Origin of the sequence: Polaribacter glomeratus (genome assembly GCF_002954665.1) — a bacterium.
GTDB lineage: Bacteria > Bacteroidota > Bacteroidia > Flavobacteriales > Flavobacteriaceae > Polaribacter > Polaribacter glomeratus.
Genome location: NZ_MSCM01000001.1, coordinates 651,258 through 670,460, shown reverse-complemented (window position 1 = coordinate 670,460; position 19,203 = coordinate 651,258). Strand labels below are relative to the sequence as shown.

Sequence of the window (19,203 nt, the reverse complement as noted above, 5' to 3'; positions counted from 1 at the left end):
AGCTGCATTGTGCAGCTTTTTTTATGTAAAAATGAAAACACAAATACACTCTTTTTTTTTAAAAATTAAAAAAGAAAATTTCTTCTTCCTAATTCTTGGTGTTTTAATTTTCTTTGTTTCAAAAAGTTTTGGAATGTTTGATGACGACATTCTTTTTGGCTCTAAAATGGGCAATCAATTGTATTATAATTCAATCTTTAATTGGTCGATGCCTGATAGTTTTGATCCTGGTCATCCACCTTTTTTAGGATTTATTTTAGCTGTTTTCTGGCGGATATTTGGCCATGAACTTTGGGTTTCTCATTTAGCCATTCTGCCTTTCATAATTGGTTTTTTTTATCAACTTCATAAATTTATAAGTTACTTTATCTCAAAAAGAGGATTACAATTTTTTGCCTTTCTTTTAATTATAGCTGATCCGTCTGTGTCTACTTGCTTCGTGCTCGTAAACATGGAAATTATAATGCTTTTTTTCTTTTTTTTAGCAGTAAATTCAATTCTTCAAAAAAATAATACTCTAAAATTTATAGGGCTATTGTTCTTAAGTATTGTTTCCTACAGAAGTATGATGCTTTTTGCTGGTATTTTTTTATTCGACTTTCTTAACAAAATTTTTTATCAAAAAGAAAAAATTAAAAAAAGTATCACTTTTAAGTTTTTGTTCTTTTATCTAGTAGCAAGTTTACCCGCTTTTATTTTTGTTGGGTGGCGTCTTTTAACAAAAGGATGGTTGCAAACACATCCAGATTCACCTTGGGTTGGTTTATGGCATGTAGCAGATCTTAATTATTTTATAAGAAATACCATTGTTTTAGTGTGGCGATTTTTAGATTTTGGTAGAGTTTTTATAATGCTTTTTATTATTATCAGCTTTGCTATTCATGGAAAAAAAATAATAGAATCTAAAAAAAACAAACAACTTTTATTATTGGCAGTAAGCGCTGTAATTTTTATTGTTTTAACAATTTTAATTGTAACAAATTCAGTTGGTATTAGATACTTTATCGTTTCATATATCTGCTTTAATTTGTTTGCTTTTAAAATTATAAGTAATTTTTATTCATCAAAAAAGAAATTGTATATTTTACTTTTTGTTGGTTTACTTTCTGGTAATCTATGGGTATATCCAAAATCCTTATCGCAAGGTTGGCGCGCAACGCTAGGTCATATACCTTATCATTCTTTAAGGATACAAGCAATAGATTATTTAGATAAAAATAAAATAAATATAAATGATGTAGGTAGCTTTTTTCCTAATTACACCACTATTGATCTTATTGATTTAAGTGGTGATAAAAGAGCATTTGCAAAGTTTAACGGAAAAAATAAATATGTGTTTTATGCTACTGTTTATAATTTATCCGAAGAAGAAATAAAAGATTTAGCTACTAATTATACTATCTTAAAAAAATTTAATAATTTTAACACAACAATCATAATTTATACATTTAACGAAAAATGATTTTATTAGACGGAAAAAAAACTTCGGCAGATATTAAAGAAGAAATTGCTTTAGAGGTAAGAGAATTAAAAGGCAAAGGATACAAAACTCCGCATTTAGCAGCAGTTATTGTTGGTAATGATGGCGCAAGTATTACCTATGTAAATGCAAAAGTAAAAGCTTGTGAAAGAGTTGGCTTTGAATCTACTTTGATACGATTATCAGATGAAACAACCGAAGAGGATTTGCTAAATGAAATAGCAATTTTAAATGTTGATAAGGATATAGATGGCTTTATTGTTCAACTTCCTTTACCCAAACACATTGACGAACAAAAAATATTAATGGCAATTAATCCTGATAAGGATGTTGATGGCTTTCATCCAACAAATGTTGGAAAAATGGCTTTAAACCTGCCTACATTTATTTCTGCAACTCCGTTCGGGATTTTAGAATTGCTAGACAGATATAATGTAGAAACTTATGGAAAACATGTTGTAGTTTTAGGAAGAAGTCATATAGTTGGCAGTCCAATGAGTATTTTATTATCGCAAAAAAGAAAGGTTGGTAATGCAACTGTAACCATGTGTCATAGTAGAACTAAAAACCTTAAAGATATTACTTTACAAGCTGATATCATTATAGCTGCAATAGGTATTCCTGAGTTTTTAAAAGCAGATATGGTTAAAGATCATGTTACAGTTATAGATGTTGGTATTACACGTTTACCAGACTCTAGTAAGAGAAATGGCTTTAGATTAGTTGGTGATGTTGCTTTTAAAGAAGTTGCAGAAAAAGCAGCTTTTATTACACCTGTTCCTGGTGGCGTTGGACCGATGACAATTGCAATGCTACTAAAAAATACATTATTAGCGTGTAAAAGAAAAAACCAAAATTAAACAATGAATTTTAAAAATAATTTAGAAGCTTTTTTTGAAAATTTTCAAGTATTTATAGGAATTCTACTTGCAAGTATTGGGTTAAAGGCTTTTCTTTTACCCAATGGTTTTTTAGATGGCGGCGTTACGGGCATTGCTTTATTAGTTAAAACACAAGTAGATATTAATATTTCTTATTTGTTAGTACTTTTTAGTATTCCTTTTTTAGTTTTAGGTTTTTTTACAGTTTCAAAAAGAATTGTAGTTAAATCTATCATTAGTATTTTAGGGTTGGCTATATTTATTCATTTCGAAAACTTTCAAACGATTACAGATGATAAGCTTCTTATTTCCATTTTTGGAGGATTATTAGTTGGTGCCGGAATAGGTATTGCCATCAGAAATGGTTCTGTTTTAGATGGATCAGAGATTTTAGGAATTTATTTAAATGATAAATTTGGTATTAGTATTGGTAAAATTGTATTAGTCTTTAATGTTATTTTATTTAGTATAACAGCTTTTGTAATATCAACAGAAATTGCATTATACTCTATACTTACCTACATTATTGCCGCAAAAGTTACGGATACGGTTATTGAGGGTTTTGAAGACTTTATTGGTGTTACCATTGTTTCAAAAAAACATGACCTAATTAAAATTGCCATTATAGAAGAATTGGGCGTTGGACTTACAGTTTACAAAGGTAGTTCTGGGTTTGGAAGTAACGGAACGGCTGAAGATTTTGATATTATCCACTCTGTGGTTAACAGAATAGATATTAAAAAGATGTACAGAATTATACAAAAAATAGATGTAGAAGCTTTTATTATAGAATTTGATGTTAATAATGTAAAAGGTGGTGTTTTAAGACATTATCTAAACAAAAAGAAAAATACTAAGTTTTTAAACTTGCAAAATTCGGTTGCAAATAAAGAATAGTGCTTTTAAAGTTGCTATGAAATTTTAAGAACCCTTAATTTAAGAACGTTTTAATAATTCAATTTTGCAAAAAATTCCTATTTAAAAATAGGTAATGTAATTTTATATATAAAAATAAAGTGTTTCTCTATTCTTCTCTATTCACCAAATCAATAGAAAAAGCAGGCAAACAAACAGCTAAATATTCGCAATCGGTCTCAAATGGATTTGAATATTGAACACGTGTGTTTTTTTCTATTTTGATGGATTGACCCGCTTCTAAAATGATAATTTCGCCGTCTATAATAAACTGTTTTTTACCTTTAATAATATAAGTATATTCATCAAATGCAGGTGTTTGAAATGGTTCTTTCCATTTTGGTGGAGCAACCATATGGGCAATACTTATTTCTGTATTTTTGTCTGTAGCATTACCAAAATGCTCTTCAATTAATTTACCATCTGTTGTTGGCACAACAAATGGTTTATTTTGTATGGTATATTTTTTCATACTGAATCTGCGTAAGCGATTGAAATGGCATCCTTTTTAGTTTTTTAACTAAAAAGATATAATGTAAAGCGCGGTCACGTTTTTATTACGTGATACGCCCTAAATAAACCAAATAATAAATGATTTTATTTTTGCTAAATCTGGTATTTGCTCTAAAGATATTTTTTGAGTAATAAAGTCTTTAATACCTAATTCATCTTTATCTATAGTAATTGTTGCATTTAATTCGTCTAAAAATAATGTAACAGATTGTAAAGTAGATTCTGGCCTTAGTATGTTATTCGCATTTATTTCAGAAAAATTAGAATTTAAACTAATTCCGTTTTTCGTCTTATAGCGAATATCATGAATTTCAATACTTTTTATAGTTGATGTAGAGTCTAATTGTTCTTTTGGTATTATTGTAAGTAGAAGGTTACCGCCTTTTTCGAAAATTAAATATTCGTCATCATCTTGAAAATAATTATCGCCTAAAGCACCTTCACTTAAATTTTTAACAATAGAATCGTTTTTAAATAAGTTTTGTAAATCGGTAATTTTAGTGGTTTCAGTAATTTTACCCACTTTTCCTTTTTCAATTTTAAAATCATTACTTTTATTACAGCTGGTAATTAATAATGAAAGTGCAATTACAAGTATAGATAAGGAGTTTTTTTTATTCATTTTTAGTTGTTTTATTCTTTATTTAAACGTTCAGATTTTAATTTTGTTATTTCATCACTTTTTTTAAGATCCCAAAAAATGCTCTAATAAAAGTGGCACTTGTTAAAACTTTTACAATTGGATTTTGTCTTGTACTACTGGTTGTATAGGTTCTAGATGATGACTTTTTATTTCTTTCTCTTTCTTTCTGATCTTTTAAGTCCTTAATTGCTTTTTCCTCGGCTAAATTAATCTTTTCTATTTTACTATTCAGCATTTCGTAAGCACTTTCTCTATCTAATTCTTGGTTGTATTTATGTATTAATTTAGAGTTATCAATAACAGCCGCCAATTCTTTATCCGTTAAAATATCCATTCTACTCATTGGCGCACGCAACATGGTTCTAGCTAATGGTGTAGGAATTCCTTTTTCGTTTAAAACGGATACAAATGCTTCTCCAATTCCTAATTGCGTCAACACTTCTTTAGTATCATAATAGTCAGAACTTGGGTAATTTTCTGCTGCCAATTTAATTGCTTTTCTATCTTTTGCAGTAAAAGCTCTTAATGCATGCTGAATTTTTAACCCCAATTGTGCTAAAACATCTTCTGGAACATCATTTGGGTTCTGAGTTACAAAATACAACCCAATTCCTTTAGAACGAATTAGTTTTACAATACTTTCTATCTGATTTAACAATGCTTTAGAAGCTTCTTCAAAAACCAAATGTGCTTCGTCTATAAAAATAATCAATTCTGGTCTGCCACTATCTCCTTGTTCTGGAAAAGTTTCATAAATTTCTGCCAACAATTGCATCATAAAGGTAGAAAATAATTTTGGCTTGTCTTGAATGTCTGTTAAGCGTAAAACAGAAATAATTCCTCTTCCGTTTTCATCAATTCTTGTTAAATCTTCCACTTCAAAAGATTTTTCTCCAAAAAATAAATCACCTCCTTGTTGTTCTATTTCTATAATTTTACGCAAAATTGCACCTGTACTTGAAGAAGAAATGCGACCATATTCTTTTTGAATCTCCTCTTTTCCTTCATCAGTAACATATTGCAGCACTTTTTTAAAGTCTTTAATATCTAACAATGGCAATTTATTGTCATCACAATATTTAAAAATGATGGCAACAATTCCTTGTTGCACTTCTGATAAATCTAAAATTCTTGATAACAGAACTGGACCAAATTCTGATACAGTTGCACGCATTCTTGTTCCTTTTTGTTCAGAGATGGTCAATACTTCTATCGGAAATTTCTTGGCCTCAAAAGGGAAACCAATTTTTGCATGCCGCTCGTCTATCTTTGGGTGTCCAGGACTTGGTTGTGCTAAACCAGATAAATCGCCTTTTATATCCATCAGCAAAACAGGAATTCCTTTGTCTGATAAAGTTTCCGCTAAAACTTGTAATGTTTTTGTTTTTCCCGTTCCGGTTGCACCAGCAATTAAACCATGTCTGTTTAGGGTTTTTAAAGGTATTTTTACAATGGCATTTGTAATTGTTTCTTCTCCTAACATGGCTGCTCCCAATTCTATATAATCGCACTTGGTTGCATAACCGTTGTTTATATATTCAAAGAATTCTTCTTGCTGACTCATTTTTTAAATTTCGATAAAAATAATCAAACTTTAAGAGTTTGAAAATAAAAAACAGAATTAGTTAACTTTTTCTTCTATCTAAAAGATTATTTATAGTACAACTCTTTTAAAATTAACTTCTAGCTTTTACAGAGTATTCTATTTTGTATCTTGTTGGCCTTTACTAAAAAAATCAAACCCAATGAAAAAACTATTTACAATCTTATTTATAGGTGCTACTTCCCTACTCTTTTCGCAAGAGTTTTCTATGGACATGCTAAAAAACATGAAACCAAGAAATATTGGTCCTGGCGGAATGTCTGGCCGTGTAACTTCTGTAGATGTTGTTACCTCAAATCCTGAAATTATATACGTTGGTACTGCATCTGGTGGAATCTGGAAATCTACTTCTGGCGGCGTAAAATGGGAACCAATTTTCGAAAAAGAACTAACAGCTTCTATTGGTGCAGTTGCTATTCAGCAATCAAACCCAAGTGTTATTTGGGCAGGAACTGGTGAAGGAAACCCGAGAAATAGTTTAAATGGTGGATTCGGAATTTACAAATCTTTAGACGCTGGTAAATCTTGGAAATCAATGGGTTTAGAAAAAACGAGACATATTCATCGTGTAGTAATCGATCCTACAAATCCTGATGTAGTGTACGTTGGTGCCATTGGTTCGCCTTGGGGAGAACACAAAGAACGTGGCGTTTATAAAACTACGGATGGTGGAAAATCTTGGAAACAAATTTTATTTACAAATACAAAATCGGGTGCTGCAGATTTAATTATGGATCCAAAAAATCCGAATAAATTAATTGCTACCATGTGGGAACACAAACGTGATCCTTGGTTTTTTAAATCCGGCGGAACAGGAAGTGGTGTTTACATTACACACGATGGCGGAGAAAATTGGAAACAAATTACAGAAAAAGAAGGTTTTCCAAAAGGAGAATTAGGCAGAATTGGTGTTGCAATTGCACCAAGTAATCCTGATATTATCTACGCTTTGGTAGAAGCAAAGAAAAATGCTTTGTACAAAAGTGAGGACGGTGGTTTTAAATGGGAAAAAATAAATGATAAAGAAGATATTGGAAACCGCCCTTTTTATTATTCAGAAATTTATGTTGATCCGCAGAATGAAAACAGATTGTATACCGTTTTTACCTATATAAATGTTTCGCAAGATGGTGGTAAAAACTTTAAAGAATTAATGCCTGCTTATGGGGTTGATAATGGTGTGCATCCAGATCATCATGCTTGGTGGATTCATCCAACAAACGGCAAATTTATGATTGATGGTAATGATGGCGGTTTAAATATTACTAAAGATGGTGGAAAATCTTGGCGCTTTATTGGCAATATTCCTGTGGCACAATTTTATCATATTAATGTAGATAATGAGTTCCCTTATAATGTGTATGGCGGCATGCAAGACAATGGTTCTTGGCGAGGTCCTGCCTATGTTTGGAAAGCTCAGGGAATTAGAAATTCTTATTGGCAAGAAATTAGTTTTGGTGATGGTTTTGATGTTGTTCCAGATAAAGACGATTCAAGATATGGCTGGTCTATGAGTCAGCAAGGTTCTGTTGTAAGATATGATTATATTACAGGAAACAATTATTCTGTACAACCAACACATGCTGATGCTGCTATTGAATTGCGTTTTAACTGGAATGCCGCTATAAATATGGATCCTTTTAACAATAATACGTTATACTTCGGAAGTCAGTTTGTACATAAATCTACAGATAAAGGGTTAACTTGGTCTGTTATTTCGCCAGATTTATCCACAAATAACCCAGAGAAATTAAAACAAGGAGAAAGTGGTGGTTTAACAATGGATGCAACGGGTGCAGAAAATCACTGTACAATTTTAGTAATAGAACCATCAGTTTTGGAAAAAAATATGCTTTGGGCAGCTACGGATGATGGTCAAGTACACATTACAAAAAATGGTGGCGAAACTTGGACAAACGTTGCAAAAAACATTAAAGGTTTACCAGAAAATAGTTGGATTGCACAAATAAAAGCATCCAACAAAAATAAAGGTGAAGCCTTATTAATTGCAAATGATTACAGACGTTTTAACTATACGCCGTATGCATACAGAACTAAAAATTACGGTAAAACTTGGGAGCGTATTGTTGATGAAAATGATGTGCAAAGTTACACGCTATGTATTATTGAAGATCCAGAAAATGAAAATTTACTGTTTTTAGGAACGGATGACGGTTTATATATTTCTATAAATACAGGCGAAAAATGGACAAAATGGACGGAAGGTTTCCCAACTGTTCCTGTAAAAGATTTGGTAATACATCCCAGAGAAAACGATTTAATTATAGGAACTTTTGGACGTGCAGCTTGGGTTTTAGATGATATTCGTCCTTTAAGAGCAATTGCAAAAGGAAATGTGATTTCTAAAAAATTAGAATTGTTTGCGCCACCAACTGCCTATCAAGCAGAAACGCAACAACCAACAGGAAGCAGGTTTGGCGCAGATGCAATGTATCAAGGAGAAAATAGGGGTCGCGGTGCACTAATTTCTTATTATATCAATAATCCTAATGCTAAAAAAAGCGAAAACAATACAGATGCTGATAAAGATGAAAAAGCAGATGAAGATAAAGTTGATGATGAAATAGCTTCTGATGAAGATAATGAAACTCTTAAACAAGTTCAAAGTGACAAGCAAAATACTGTAAAAAATGATTCTATAAAATTAGAGATTTTTGACGGAGAAAGGCAAATTAGAACCTTGAAATTTAAGGTTCCTAAAGAAAACGGAATTCATAAAACTACTTGGTATTTAGACGAAAAAGGTGTTGATCGTCCTTCTAGAACTCTTAATAAATCGAAAAGAGAACCAAGTGGAGTTTCTGTAAAACCAGGGATATATCGTTTAAAAATGACTTTTGGTGATGCAGTTTCTGAGCAAAATATCACCGTTGAATTTGATCCAAGGTTACAAATTTCTGAAGAAGCAATTAATCAGAAATACAATGCTAGCAAAGAACTTGAAACGTATCAAGAAAAAACAGCAGCCATTCTAAAACAATTAGTGGAAAGTAAAAATACTGCCGAAGCTATAAAATCTCAATTAACAAAAGAAGATGCTAAAAAGTTTGAAGCAGAAATAAAATCATCTATAGAAATCAGTAAAAAAATTGATAATTTAATTGCGTTGTACTTAGGTAAAATTGATAAAAGACAAGGAATTACAAGAAACCCAGAAGTTACCGTAGCACAGCGTTTTGGGGTTGCAAACTATTATGTTAGTTCGCGTTTTGGAGAGCAAACAGCTACAGAAACACAATTGATAAATCAGTTTAAAGAAACCTATATAAAAGCGGTTTCTGAAACAAATTCGTTTTTTAATACGGATTGGTTAACGTACAAATTGGCAACTGAAAAAATTCAAATTTCAAAATTTAAGGAGACTAAAATTTATTCAACAAATTAAAAAATAAAAACAAAAAATAAGTGTTCTTTTGTGCTTGTGTCTTTTCAATTTTAAAACACAAGCACAAATTTCTCTTAAAATGTTCCCTACGATTATAAATTAACCGCTTACCTTTAAATCATACTAAAAATAAAATTTAATGATCGAACCAATTTTCACAAATGATGCCATCGTTTTTGGCATTTTAATGACTTCTTTAGGATTTGTTTTTTACACAGAAAAAATTAAAACGGGTTTTTGGCATAAATTTTATAAAATTGTACCTGGTTTATTTATGGCCTATTTTATTCCTGCTCTTTTTACAACTTTTAGAATTATATCCCCAGAATGGGAAACTGAAAATGCTGCTGGTGAAGTTGTAAAAAACAGCTCACAATTATATTTTGTTTCTAGCCGATTTTTATTGCCTGCAGCTTTGGTTTTAATGACGTTAAGCATCGATTTAAAAGCTATTTTTAACTTAGGTTCTAAAGCTTTAATTATGTTTTTTACAGGAACTGTTGGTGTTATCATTGGCGGACCTATAGCTATTTTATTAATTTCAATTTTCTCGCCAGAAACTGTTGGTGGATCTGATTTTGACGCAGTTTGGAGAGGACTTTCTACACTTGCAGGAAGCTGGATTGGTGGTGGAGCAAACCAAACAGCCATGTTAGAAATTTACAAATATAACCCCGCAAAATATGGCGGAATGGTAATTGTGGATATTGTTGTAGCTAATATTTGGATGGCAATCTTATTAATAGGAATTGGTAAGAAAAAGAAAATAAATAAATGGCTAAAAGCAGACAATTCTGCTATTGAAGAACTAAAAGAAAAGGTAATTAAATTTACTCAAAAAGTAAAAAGAAATCCGTCTCTTACAGATTTAATGGTAATGTTGGCAATTGCTTTTGGAACGGTTGGTTTTGGGCATTTTTCAGCTAGTTATTTAAGCGCTTTTTTCTCGGATATAGTCTCATCTTTAACATCGCAAACTTGGAGAAATATCTTCTCTTTTTTAGATTCAGAATTTTTCTGGCTAATTAGTATTTCTACTATTATTGCCATTATTTTATCTTTTACAAAAGCAAAAAATTACGAAGGTGCTGGCGCAAGTAAATTAGGAAGCGTTTTTATTTATATTTTAGTAGCTACTATTGGTATGAAAATGGATTTAAATCAGGCTTTTGAAAACCCAGGATTAATGGTTATTGGAATCGTTTGGATGACAATTCATGCATTATTATTAATTATAGTTGCCAAAATTATTAGAGCACCTTATTTCTTTTTAGCAGTAGGAAGTCAAGCAAATGTTGGTGGTGCAGCTTCTGCCCCAATTGTTGCACAAGCTTTTCATCCATCATTGGCAAGTGTTGGTGTTTTATTAGCTGTTTTTGGCTATGCAATTGGTACGGTTGGCGCAATTGCTTGTACTATTTTAATGGAATTAGCATCCACTTTATAAAAAAAATCAGCATATTTGCATTCCAAAATTTTAATCAAAAATGAAAAAAATTACAGCTGTTTTAGCTTTATCAATTATACTTTTTGCGTGTTCTTCTAAAAAAGAAGGAAACATGGTTGTTCAAGGACAAATTAAAGGCCTTAAAAAAGGTACTTTGTACTTACAGAAAATGGTAGATACGTTGTTAGTTTCTGTTGATTCTATTGCGTTAAATGGATCCGACATGTTTACTTTAACAGATAATGTAGATTCGCCAATTATGTATTATTTAACGTTTGATGGAAATACATCGGATAAAAGAATCTTATTTTTTGGAGAACCAGGCGTTATTACAATTAATGATAATGTTGCTGAATTTGGCTATACTCCAAAAATTACAGGCTCTAAAAATCAAGAAATTTTAGACAAATACAATGTTATTAGTAAAAGGTTTCAAAACGAGCGTTTAGATTTTATCAAAAAAGATTTTGAAGCTAAAAAAGCTAAAAACGAAGGTTTAATTATAAAACTAGAAGAAGATTACAAAAGGTTAGTAAGAAGAAGAGTTTTATACACAACTAATTTTGCACTAACAAATGCTGATTTTGAAGCTGCTCCATACATTGCTTTAACAGAACTGTATGATGCTAGTATAAAAATGTTAGATACTGTAAATGTAAGTTTAACGCCAAAAATTAAAAATTCTGTTTACGGTAAACGCTATCAAGAATATTTAGATGCTATAAAAGCAAACGAACAAAAATAATTGAAAAGTTTGTGAAATAAAAAAACCGGGCAATATGCTCGGTTTTTTTTATTTGAAATTTAGAGTGAAATACACCAACTATTAAATAATTATATTAAAAATCTCTTTAAAAATAAAAGAGGACATAAGAAATATAATAAAGTTAGATAAAGTCCTCAAAACCAATTTAAATCGCATTTTAACAGTACTTAATTCGTTTTACGATACTCCTTAAGCTAAAATTAGTTAAGAATCTTATTCTTTAAAGGTTAATACATAATAATTAGTTATAATGGTTGCAATATAAATACTCATTTTAAACCTATCCTTTAATCACTTTGCCAAAATTAAAAAATGTACTAATTTATTAAATACGTTATTAATTCTAAGTTTTTAAAAAAATAAGTTTATTTCTTTATACTTTTTAACGCCTCTAAAAGGTTTGTTTGTGGCAATTTACAAGTACCATTTACACATACATAGATAAAAGTACTGTCTTCATTAAACTTATAAGATAAAAGGGGTAAAGTATTATTTTCTTCGGATGTGCCAGCTATTAAAATATTTGGCAAGTACTTATTTATTAACTTTTTATTTATTGCAGAGGCCTCTTTACCAGCAACAACAACTTCATAAAAAGGTTTTGTGAAATTTGTCATTAAATGTAACCAATTACTATAATTCCCTGGATTCATTTTAATTTCCTCCTTTAAATTATTTAACATTTGTTCTGAAGTTTTTAAATAATTGTTATCAGAAAAATAATGCCCTAATTTAAAAAGGGAATTTGCAATAATAGAATTTGATGCAGGCATTACACCGTCTATAACTTCATATTTTCTAGCTATTAAGTTTTTATCTTGTTTAGTTGTGAAGTAAAACATTTTATTATTTTCATCAAAAAAATTAATAAATAAAGTATCCATCAATTTTTTAGAAGCTAGTAACCATTTTTCATCCAAGGTAACTTCATATAAAGAAATAAACGCATGAATTACAGCTGCGTAATCTTCTGAATAGCCATTTATGGTGCTTTTTCCATTCTTAAAATTCCTGTTTAAACCTTTATCTGATCTTAACTGATTTTCTATTAAAAAATTTGCATTTTTCACAGCTGCATCTAAGTATTCTTTAGTTCCAAAAGCCTTGTAAGCATCTATGTAACCTTGAGTCATTAATGCATTCCAAGACGTTAAAACTTTGTCGTCTAAATTTGGTTTACTTCTTTTACTTCTTGCTTCAAAAAGTATTTTTTTCCATTGCTTAATCTTCTGATTTAAATCATCTAACAGTAAATTATGTGCTTTTGCAAATGCTTCGGTTGATGTATTTCTAATTAAAACATATGTACCATTTTCCCAAAACCCATATTCATTTAAATTATAAAATTCTTTAAAAAGATTAAAATCATTTTTTAACAACTGTTTTAATTCTTCTTCTTTCCAGCTATAAAAAGCACCTTCCTCTTTTTTACCTAATTCGTTTTTACTGTCTGCATCTAAAGAAGAATAGAAAGCACCATTTTTAGCAGTTAATTCTTCTTTGATAAAATCTAAAGATTCTAAAACGACATTTTTATAAAGTTCGTTCTTTTCATTTAAATAGGCTTTTGAATATAAACTTACCAGTTGGGCATTGTCATATAACATTTTTTCAAAATGAGGAATATGCCAATCTTCGTCAACAGCATACCTAGAAAAACCACCACCAATTTGATCGTAAATTCCTCCATAGGCCATTTTAGTTAGTGTAGTTTGTGTATAGTTATCGATTGTTTGATCCTTAAATTGATAATTATACCTTATTAAAAAGTCTAAAGAATTTGGCATTGGAAATTTTGGAGCATTTTTAAATCCGCCTTTAATTGTATCTAGTTGATTTTTTAAAAAGTTAATTGATGATGTAACTTCATTAAAATTAAAAATAGGAACTGCTTTGTTTAAAGTAATTAATTGAGACTCTTGAATTCCTTTTGTTAGGTTTTCTGCAAATTCAATTGCTTTTTGAGGTTCTTCTTTATATAATTTAGAGATGCTAATTAAAACTTTAGACCATTGCTCTTTTGTAAAGTACGTACCTCCAAAAATAGGTCTACCGTCTGGAAGCGCAATACAATTTAGTGGCCAACCACCGCTTCCTGTCATTAACTGAACAGCGTTCATATATACTTTATCAACATCGGGTCTTTCTTCTCTATCTACTTTTATATTGATAAAATTATCGTTCATAATTTTAGCAATAGAATCATTTTCAAAACTTTCTTCCTCCATTACATGGCACCAATGACACGCAGAGTAACCAACAGAAATAATAAGTAGTTTATTTTCTTTTTTCGCAAGTTCTAATGTTTTTCTATTCCAAGCTTTCCAATTTACAGGATTGTATGCATGTTGTAATAAATACGGACTTGTTTCATGAATTAAATCATTACTTTTTTTATCCGTAGTACTATTACTTTTTGAACAACTTAGTGTTAGGAGAAAAAAAAGAGCTATTAGATAATATTTTGCAGAATTTTTCAATAGAAGTATTATTTAATAATAAAGATATTCATTTTAGATGAAGAATACACAATTAACTAAAAAATTATGGCACAAAAAAAACGCTCAAAAGTTAATTTGAGCGTTTAATTTTATTGGAATTAAGTTTACTTATTCCTTGATAAATTTAGCTGTACCAACTTTTCCATTTACATTGTATTTAATTAAATAAATACCAGAAGATAAATTAGAAATATCAATTGAAGCTTTTGTATCGTTTACATTAACATTCATTACATTTTTACCAATCACATTAAATATTTGAGCATTTTGAATATTTTCTTTAGCAGAAATATTTAATCTATCAGATGATGGGTTTGGATACATAGAAAAACCTAATAATTCATTATTCACTGTACTAGCAGTTCCTGCAACATACATGTAAATATTATCAATATAGAAAACACTTGTTTTGTTTGCTACAGTAATTAAAAACTCTTTAATGTTATTTCTATTGAATTCTGCTGATGTACCTAAAGCAATGTCAGCAGATCTCCAAGTTTTAACTTGTTCTTGTGAAGTTATGACAATAGACATATTTTTTGCATTAGTTTCTCCTGCGTTGTCATGATTTGATAATTTAGGGTTAAAAACTTGTCCTTCTGAAAAGTCAGTTCCTATCCAATAATCAATATGAAAATGAGTCATAGCTGTTGCATCAACAGGTGTACCTAGTGTAGCGCCTAAAAAATTAGCAGCTTTCACTTTTAATACTTTATTACCAGCTATTGTTACTTCTTCTGATTGAGAATCATCCCAAGTTACATTATTAAGACCAACACTTGCGTAAGCTTCACTGTACATAGCTACAACGTTTCCTGCAGCATACGTTGGAGGTGTATTTGGTGCAGTCGTTGGAGCAGGATCTACAACAGGTGCTACAACAGCAGTTAAACCTTTAAGATTTTTTATGTAAAAAACTCTTCCATCTGCCGCTCCAAAAGCGTTATTTGCAGTATCCCAATTGATATGAAGCGCAAAATCAGCATAAATACCGTTTGCAGGTACCTTACCATCTAAACTTTTATCAAAGCTTAACGTTAAAGTTTCCCATCCTGATCCTGTGTGACTTACAGAAGTAACTGAATCAGGAGCTCCTGATACACCACCTTGTGCTTTAGGTGCAATGGTTATTGCTGTTGTTGAATAAACATCTAACTGCATTGTAACCTGAGTATCGGAAGTCAATTTATAATTGTTAGTTAAAACAACGTTAATACCCTGCCACACTGTACCACCGGCATTACTGGTTATTTTAACTACTTGATCCGAACCACTAGGGTCCATTGCATATTCGGCAGCCGTTTCTCCAAAAGCACCCTCATATCCAGAGCCATTAAACGATTCTAATAAATCGTAAGTTTGAGAAAACCCTATTGATGTTATCAACAAGGCTAAAAATAAAGTAATTTTTTTCATGTTATGTTATATTTAAATTATTGTTCATCAAATTTAATAAAGTATAATTGCGAATCCAATAATAATACCACTACAAAAAACATACATCCCTAAAAAAAAATACATTTTATTAAAGATTTTGAACTAGGGCCAAGTGCATACAAGTTATTTCATTTTAAATAAAAAGTATTATTATTTGACAAATATATACTTATATGGGTAATGTATGGGTGTTATTTAATCTATTGATTTTAATGATTTTAGAGTATAGTTTTGATAAATGAAAAAGTTCAGTATATTTTACTATACTGAACTTTATATTATAATTTGAATATTCTTAGAAATTAAAACTTTAGTTTTTCATGTTTATCCCACAAACCCCAATAAGCACCAACATCTCCTTCTGCGCCAACTTTCCATGATTCATCAAATGAAGAAAAATAAAACATTTCTACATCATCAACTTCAGACCAAACTTGCGAATTTATAAAGTATTTCATTGTGTTTTCTGCACCAGAATGTGCGCCCCCCAAACTACTTCCTTGACTTGGCCAACCTGTTTCTGTAATAATTGTTCTTTTTCCTTTCCCTGCATTTTTTGCAAGATTATACATTTGTTGCATATGGTTTAATGAATAATCGATATTACAACCTTCCCAATATGGATAGCAATTTGCTAATATAACGTCACATGCTTCTGTTATAGCGGGTCTTTTAGCAAACTCATAATAAGCGTCTACATAACCAACTTCAATTTCTGGTAAAGCTTTTTTAACTCTTTTAATATAAACCAATAACTCTTCTTCGGTAAGTTCTTTACGATACAAAACTTCATTACCAACGGCTGCAATATCTACACAACCTTCTTTTGCTAACTGAATTAAAGCTTCAATTTCTTCTTCATTTTTTTCTAAATCATCTCCTAACCAGGCACCCACCATTGTTTTAATTCCGTGTTTTTTAGCTATTCTAGGGATGTGCTCATTGCCTTCTATACAAGAAAAAGAACGAACCCACTTTGTATATGGTTTCAAAATTTTAATTCTTCTTTCCACTTGTTCTACTGTAATAGTATCTCCTGGCTCTTGACCGTCTTCGTACAAACTAAAACAGATTCCATGCATGCCTGTATCCAACGTTTCTCTCCAAAGTTGTACTAAGTCTTTTTGTGAATACTCTTTGAATTCTACCCCTATATTTTCTTTGAATTTACTTTTAGTTTCTTCAACTGAAAAATGCTGTTCTTTTCTATATGACATTTTCTTTTGTTTTGTTTGGTTAATTATATTTAAATTTTTCGTCTTTATCCCAAATACCCCATCTTGCACCTAATTCTCCTTCTATATCAACTTTCCAAGTTTCATCAAAAGAAGAGAAATGGAACATATCTATATTTTGATTCTGAGCCCATTCTTGGGTTGCAATAAAATACTTCATTGCATTTATTTTTGAAGGTATTGCATCTTCTTTAGATTGTCCTTGACTTGGCCACCCTGATTCCGCTATTATTACTTTCTTATTTTTTGCAAGATTTTTTGTGATTTCTAGCATTTGCCTTAACAACGTTAAAGATTCATCAACATCATATCCTTCCCAGAAGGGATAGCAATTTACTAATATGATATCTGATGCTTCAATTAGCTTTGGGTGCTGGTAGTATTCATAATATGTATCTACATAACCAACAGGAACACCTGTGCCTGCCAACGATTCTTTTACCCTATTTATGTATCCTAGTAACTCATCTTCTGAAATATCTTTTCTTAATAATACTTCATTACCAACTGCCGCAATATCTACTTTTCCTGATTTCGCTAACTTAATTAACGCTTTAATTTCTTTTTCATTTCTCTCTTTATCCTTACTAATCCATGCACCAACAATTATTTTTAAGCCACTTTGATGTGCATTTTTAGGAATAAGCTCATGTCCTTCTGTAGAAGAAAATGTACGAATCCATTTTGTGTAAGGAGAAATTATTTTTAATCTACGGATAATTTGTTCTTCTGACAAAATATCTCCAACATTTTGACTTTTTAAATAAGGGCTAAAACATAAACCATGCAAACCAATTTCTAATTTTGCAGAAAAAAGTTCTTTTAATTCATCTAAAGTTTTAGTTGAATAATCTGTTTCTATAAAATTATCTAACTTTATACTATTAGTTAAAGAAGGTAAAAGATTGCCTGCTCCATAACCACTTGTTATTGGTTGCTGCTTTCTTTTTTGTTTTCTTTTAGCAAGTTCAGCACTAATTTCTAATGCTTTTTCTTCTGTAAGATCATAACTACGCATAATCCACATGGCACCAAGAGTACCTACTATTGGCAAACCAGAATAGAATAATCTTATCCCAGTAATTGAGGCTTCTGTATTTTCTGCATCTGGCACAAAACCTACTAAGGCCATAATAGCGCCAGTTAATAAGCCAGCAATTGCAAAACCAAACTTTACCATCCACCAATAAATAGCGCCAAAAACCCCTTCTCTTCGTTTACCTGTATTTAATTCATCAATATCAATAACATCCGAAGTCATAGACATCATTAAAGTAAATAAACTTCCAATTCCGAAAGAGAAAAAAGGCAATGCGAATAAAAACATATACGGCTTACCGGGTATAAATAAAAACCACAACATTATATATCCTATTACAGAAATACCTTGTGAAACTAAAAAAGCTTTCTTTTTACCCATTGTTTTTGACATCTTTGCCACAATAGGAATCACTAAAAAAGTAGTTACTAATGCACCTACACTACCTAATAAAGTTGGCCAAAGACCCGCAGCAGGAGCATCGCCATTAAACAGGTAATACACTACAATAAAAAATGAGAAACCTGCTACCGTATTAAAGGCATTAAAAATTAAAAATGTTGAAAAACATAATTTTCTAAAAACTGGAATCTTAAATGCTTCTTTAAAATTATCTAGAATTTCTTTTAAACTGCCTCCTATAGTTTTTAAAGTTAAAGGCGTTAAAGTTTCGTCATCTTTAGTTGATTCACTTTTTATAAAAAAAGCAGGAATCATTGCTAAAATAGCGCAGATAACACCCACCCAAATAGCTAAGGACCTGGTTGCTTCCGCAGCGCCTCCTTCAAACCAAGTAGGATCATACATAATTACCCAAAACCAAGGTGCAATTACCCAGGCCCATTGTCCTATCCATTGTGCGATTGCCATAATATCTGTTCGCTCATGAAAATCATCACTCATTTCATATCCCATTGCAACATAAGGAACCGAAAAAATAGTTAATCCTAAATAAAAAACTAAAGACCACACTAAGAAATAGGTAAAATTATAACTTAAGCTATCTACTTTATATAACTGCCACATTAGTGCAAATGAAATACCCATAATAATGGCTCCTAAAAACACATAATGTCTACGTCTTCCCCAAATAGACCTTGTATTATCTGATATAAAGCCCATTATAGGATCTGTTATAGAATCGAAAACTCTAGGAAGAAAAAATAGAATTCCCCACATCCAAGTAGGAAAACTTAAATCCTGAATTAAAACCACCATAAAAATACCTAAAGCCGCAGGAAACATCTGATTGGCTAACATTCCTAATCCAAAAGCAATTTTTTGTCCCATTGGAACTTTATGCGATTCTCCTGTTGTCTTTGACATATTTTTATTGG

At 30.8% G+C, this 19,203-nt stretch carries 13 protein-coding genes; 6 read left to right on the top strand and 7 right to left on the bottom strand.

What is annotated here, in order from left to right; all coding sequences use genetic code 11:
- Positions 1-31 precede the first annotated feature (31 nt).
- Genes BTO16_RS02770 through BTO16_RS02760 form a run of 3 tightly spaced genes read left to right on the top strand, consistent with a single transcriptional unit; the run spans position 32 to position 3,258 of the window.
- Positions 32-1,462 (top strand): hypothetical protein, encoded by a 1,431-nt coding sequence (locus tag BTO16_RS02770; RefSeq protein ID WP_105020127.1) that lies wholly within the window; start codon positions 32-34, stop codon positions 1,460-1,462.
- Positions 1,459-2,340, top strand: coding sequence for a bifunctional methylenetetrahydrofolate dehydrogenase/methenyltetrahydrofolate cyclohydrolase FolD (folD, locus tag BTO16_RS02765; protein ID WP_105020126.1), 882 nt, complete (start codon positions 1,459-1,461; stop codon positions 2,338-2,340). The genes BTO16_RS02770 and folD overlap by 4 nt, the downstream gene beginning before the upstream one ends.
- Positions 2,341-2,343: 3 nt before the next feature.
- Positions 2,344-3,258 (top strand): YitT family protein, encoded by a 915-nt coding sequence (locus tag BTO16_RS02760; RefSeq protein ID WP_105020125.1) that lies wholly within the window; start codon positions 2,344-2,346, stop codon positions 3,256-3,258.
- Positions 3,259-3,385: 127 nt separating this feature from the next.
- Here BTO16_RS02760 and BTO16_RS02755 read toward each other — a convergent pair whose 3' ends face one another.
- From BTO16_RS02755 to BTO16_RS02745, 3 genes are all read right to left on the bottom strand, one after another.
- Positions 3,386-3,748 carry a cupin domain-containing protein gene (locus BTO16_RS02755; RefSeq protein ID WP_105020124.1) on the bottom strand — a complete coding sequence of 121 codons (363 nt, stop codon included), beginning with the start codon at positions 3,746-3,748 and terminating at the stop codon, positions 3,386-3,388.
- A gap of 99 nt (positions 3,749-3,847) precedes the next feature.
- On the bottom strand, positions 3,848-4,411 hold the full coding sequence (locus BTO16_RS02750) for a hypothetical protein (RefSeq protein WP_105020123.1): 564 nt from the start codon (positions 4,409-4,411) through the stop codon (positions 3,848-3,850).
- 46 nt (positions 4,412-4,457) lie between these two features.
- Positions 4,458-5,996, bottom strand: a complete 1,539-nt coding sequence (locus BTO16_RS02745) for a helicase HerA-like domain-containing protein (RefSeq protein WP_105020122.1) — start codon at positions 5,994-5,996, stop codon at positions 4,458-4,460.
- 181 nt (positions 5,997-6,177) lie between these two features.
- Between BTO16_RS02745 and BTO16_RS02740 the strand changes: the two genes are divergently transcribed.
- From BTO16_RS02740 to BTO16_RS02730, 3 genes are all read left to right on the top strand, one after another.
- Entirely contained in the window at positions 6,178-9,441 is a 3,264-nt protein-coding gene (locus BTO16_RS02740) for a WD40/YVTN/BNR-like repeat-containing protein (protein ID WP_105020121.1), read from the top strand.
- 139 nt (positions 9,442-9,580) lie between these two features.
- The gene (locus BTO16_RS02735; RefSeq protein WP_211298193.1) at positions 9,581-10,888 is read left to right on the top strand and encodes a DUF819 family protein; all 1,308 of its coding nucleotides are present in this window, start codon (positions 9,581-9,583) and stop codon (positions 10,886-10,888) included.
- A gap of 40 nt (positions 10,889-10,928) precedes the next feature.
- Positions 10,929-11,633: a DUF4369 domain-containing protein gene (locus BTO16_RS02730; protein WP_105020120.1), complete on the top strand. Its 705-nt coding sequence runs from the start codon at positions 10,929-10,931 to the stop codon at positions 11,631-11,633.
- 386 nt (positions 11,634-12,019) lie between these two features.
- Here the strand turns inward: BTO16_RS02730 and BTO16_RS02725 are convergent, their stop codons facing one another.
- The 4 genes from BTO16_RS02725 to BTO16_RS02710 all read right to left on the bottom strand — a co-directional run bounded on the left by BTO16_RS02725 (position 12,020) and on the right by BTO16_RS02710 (position 19,192).
- Positions 12,020-14,134 (bottom strand): thioredoxin domain-containing protein, encoded by a 2,115-nt coding sequence (locus BTO16_RS02725; RefSeq protein ID WP_245891947.1) that lies wholly within the window; start codon positions 14,132-14,134, stop codon positions 12,020-12,022.
- Between the two features lie 129 nt (positions 14,135-14,263).
- Complete coding sequence (locus BTO16_RS02720; RefSeq protein WP_105020119.1) at positions 14,264-15,571, bottom strand: T9SS type A sorting domain-containing protein; 1,308 nt, start codon at positions 15,569-15,571, stop codon at positions 14,264-14,266.
- A gap of 323 nt (positions 15,572-15,894) precedes the next feature.
- Positions 15,895-16,809 (bottom strand): glycoside hydrolase family 17 protein, encoded by a 915-nt coding sequence (locus BTO16_RS02715; RefSeq protein WP_105021488.1) that lies wholly within the window; start codon positions 16,807-16,809, stop codon positions 15,895-15,897.
- A gap of 19 nt (positions 16,810-16,828) precedes the next feature.
- Positions 16,829-19,192 carry an MFS transporter gene (locus BTO16_RS02710; RefSeq protein ID WP_105020118.1) on the bottom strand — a complete coding sequence of 788 codons (2,364 nt, stop codon included), beginning with the start codon at positions 19,190-19,192 and terminating at the stop codon, positions 16,829-16,831.
- Positions 19,193-19,203: the final 11 nt, after the last annotated feature.

What these genes read in the sequence shown, in the direction of transcription:
- BTO16_RS02720 (WP_105020119.1), bottom strand. Translation starts at nt 15,571, where the DNA reads ATGAAAAAAATTACTTTATTTTTAGCCTTGTTGATAACATCAATAGGG.
- BTO16_RS02755 (WP_105020124.1), bottom strand. Translation starts at nt 3,748, where the DNA reads ATGAAAAAATATACCATACAAAATAAACCATTTGTTGTGCCAACAACA.
- BTO16_RS02710 (WP_105020118.1), bottom strand. Translation starts at nt 19,192, where the DNA reads ATGTCAAAGACAACAGGAGAATCGCATAAAGTTCCAATGGGACAAAAA.
- folD (WP_105020126.1), top strand. Translation starts at nt 1,459, where the DNA reads ATGATTTTATTAGACGGAAAAAAAACTTCGGCAGATATTAAAGAAGAA.
- BTO16_RS02715 (WP_105021488.1), bottom strand. Translation starts at nt 16,809, where the DNA reads ATGTCATATAGAAAAGAACAGCATTTTTCAGTTGAAGAAACTAAAAGT.
- BTO16_RS02770 (WP_105020127.1), top strand. Translation starts at nt 32, where the DNA reads ATGAAAACACAAATACACTCTTTTTTTTTAAAAATTAAAAAAGAAAAT.
- BTO16_RS02735 (WP_211298193.1), top strand. Translation starts at nt 9,581, where the DNA reads ATGATCGAACCAATTTTCACAAATGATGCCATCGTTTTTGGCATTTTA.
- BTO16_RS02750 (WP_105020123.1), bottom strand. Translation starts at nt 4,411, where the DNA reads ATGAATAAAAAAAACTCCTTATCTATACTTGTAATTGCACTTTCATTA.
- BTO16_RS02745 (WP_105020122.1), bottom strand. Translation starts at nt 5,996, where the DNA reads ATGAGTCAGCAAGAAGAATTCTTTGAATATATAAACAACGGTTATGCA.
- BTO16_RS02760 (WP_105020125.1), top strand. Translation starts at nt 2,344, where the DNA reads ATGAATTTTAAAAATAATTTAGAAGCTTTTTTTGAAAATTTTCAAGTA.
- BTO16_RS02730 (WP_105020120.1), top strand. Translation starts at nt 10,929, where the DNA reads ATGAAAAAAATTACAGCTGTTTTAGCTTTATCAATTATACTTTTTGCG.
- BTO16_RS02740 (WP_105020121.1), top strand. Translation starts at nt 6,178, where the DNA reads ATGAAAAAACTATTTACAATCTTATTTATAGGTGCTACTTCCCTACTC.